The sequence below is a fragment of the Protofrankia symbiont of Coriaria myrtifolia genome (genome assembly GCF_900634755.1).
In the GTDB taxonomy this organism is placed as follows: Bacteria; Actinomycetota; Actinomycetes; order Frankiales; family Frankiaceae; genus Protofrankia; species Protofrankia coriariae.
Genome location: NZ_CAAAFS010000060.1, coordinates 18,387 through 20,277, shown reverse-complemented (window position 1 = coordinate 20,277; position 1,891 = coordinate 18,387). Strand labels below are relative to the sequence as shown.

Here is a 1,891-nt window from a genome sequence, read left to right as displayed (position 1 = left end):
GGGCGAGGGCCGCGACCTCGCCCCGGGCGTCCACGGTGATCTGGCGGGTGAGGTCGCCGCGGGCGACCCCGGCCGCGACCTCGGCGATGCTGCGCACCTGCGTGGTGAGGTTGCCGGCCATGACGTTCACCGAGTCGGTCAGATCCCGCCACACCCCGGACACGCCCTTGACCTGGGCCTGCCCGCCGAGCCTGCCCTCGGTACCGACCTCCTTGGCCACCCGGGTAACCTCGTCGGCGAACGCCGAGAGCTGGTCGACCATCGTGTTCACGGTCGACTTGAGCTCGTAGATCTCACCTCGTGCGTCCACAGTGATCTTCTGGGACAGATCGCCCTGCGCCACCGCCGTCGTGACCTGGGCGATGTTGCGGACCTGGCTGGTGAGGTTGCCCGCCATCGAGTTCACCGACTCGGTCAGATCCCGCCACACCCCGGAGACGCCCTTGACCCGCGCCTGGCCACCCAGGTTGCCCTCGGTACCCACTTCCCGCGCCACCCGGGTAACCTCGTCCGCGAACGAGGAGAGCTGGTCCACCATGGTGTTCACGGTCGTACCGATCGTGAGGAACTCACCCCGCACCGGCTGCCCGGCGATCTCCAGCGCCATGTGCTGCGAGAGATCACCCTCCGCGACAGCCGCGATCACACGCGCGACCTCGTGCGTCGGGCGCGCAAGGTCGTCGATGAGCGAGTTGACCGCCTGGCTCGACAGCGACCAGCCGCCCTCGAAACCGAGGTCTGCCATCCGCTCGGTCAGCCGGCCGTCCCGCCGGATCACCTTGCTGACCCGTTCCAGCTCCCCGGAGTGCCGCTGCTGCAGGGCCGCCAGCTCGTCGAAGCGCTGGGCGATCAGCGCGTCGCGGCCGGACCGCTCCCCGAGACGGGCGGAGAAGTCACCCGCGCACAACGCCGTCAGCGCACCGAGCAAATCGTCGATGAAGTGGTCGTCCACGGGCGCGGATTCCGACACCATCGTCATGGTGGAGCCCTCCAAACCGGCGTGCGCGGGAATCTCTCACGTCTGGCAGACCATCGGAACGGACCGGCGTCCGTTCATCAGGCATCCAGCAGTGCTCGGCGACAGTATCCGTCAGGGCTTGCTGTGCGGATATAGCGGATCCGTCCGGCCGTGTGCCGCGCGTGCCGGCCCGGACCAGCCCGGAAGATCCGTCGGCCGCGCTCCACGCGACGGCCAATCCCTCATGACCGGACAACACAGGAGAGACTGACCGGCATGCTTCACATGCTCGGCGAAGAGGGGTTCCGTCGCACCCTCACACTTCCACCGGTCATCGATTCACCGAGATCGGCCCGCCGGTTCATTATCGACACGTTGCACGGCCGTCTCCACGCCGATGTCGTTGATATAGTACTACTGTTAGTAACCGAGCTTGTAACTAACGTAATCGTACACGCCGGCACCGATGCGACAATCGACATTCGACACCACGATGGACGCCTCGTCGTCACGGTCAGTGATCGGCATCCCCTGGCATTGGGCGCGGTACCGATCACCGGCCAGCCCGGCCACGCTCCCGCCGCCGCCCGCTCGGCGGCCATCGACGGCCCGGGGAGCTCACCGGTGCCCGTAGCCACGGCGGCCGGTGCGCTCCCGCCGGCGGCGCCCGGGAGCGTCACCGGCGAGTCCATCGCGGACAGCGGCATCGACAACCTGCGTGAGGACGGCCGCGGCCTGTCGCTGGTGGACGCGCTGAGCACGGCGTGGGGCACCGAACACGACCGGACGGGCAAGAAGGTGTGGTTCCGCCTCGACGCCCCCAACGGTTCGCCCACCGACGCCGAAGCCGCGGGCGGGCCCGGCCCGGCCACCGCGGCTGCCGAGACGGCCCGCGCCGACGCCCGGACAGTGTCCCCCGGCTTGCCCTCCAGC

The 1,891-nt window shown here is 69.2% G+C and carries 2 protein-coding genes; one reads left to right on the top strand and one right to left on the bottom strand.

From position 1 onward, the window contains the following. Positions 1-979: HAMP domain-containing protein (locus CM1CMNOD_RS03140; RefSeq protein ID WP_131773825.1), on the bottom strand; the 979-nt coding region annotated here is incomplete at its 3' end. A 255-nt stretch (positions 980-1,234) separates the two neighbouring features. Here CM1CMNOD_RS03140 and CM1CMNOD_RS22790 point away from each other — a divergent pair. Further along, positions 1,235-1,891, top strand: a 657-nt coding sequence (locus tag CM1CMNOD_RS22790; RefSeq protein WP_131773827.1) for an ATP-binding protein, incomplete at its 3' end; no start/stop codon positions are given.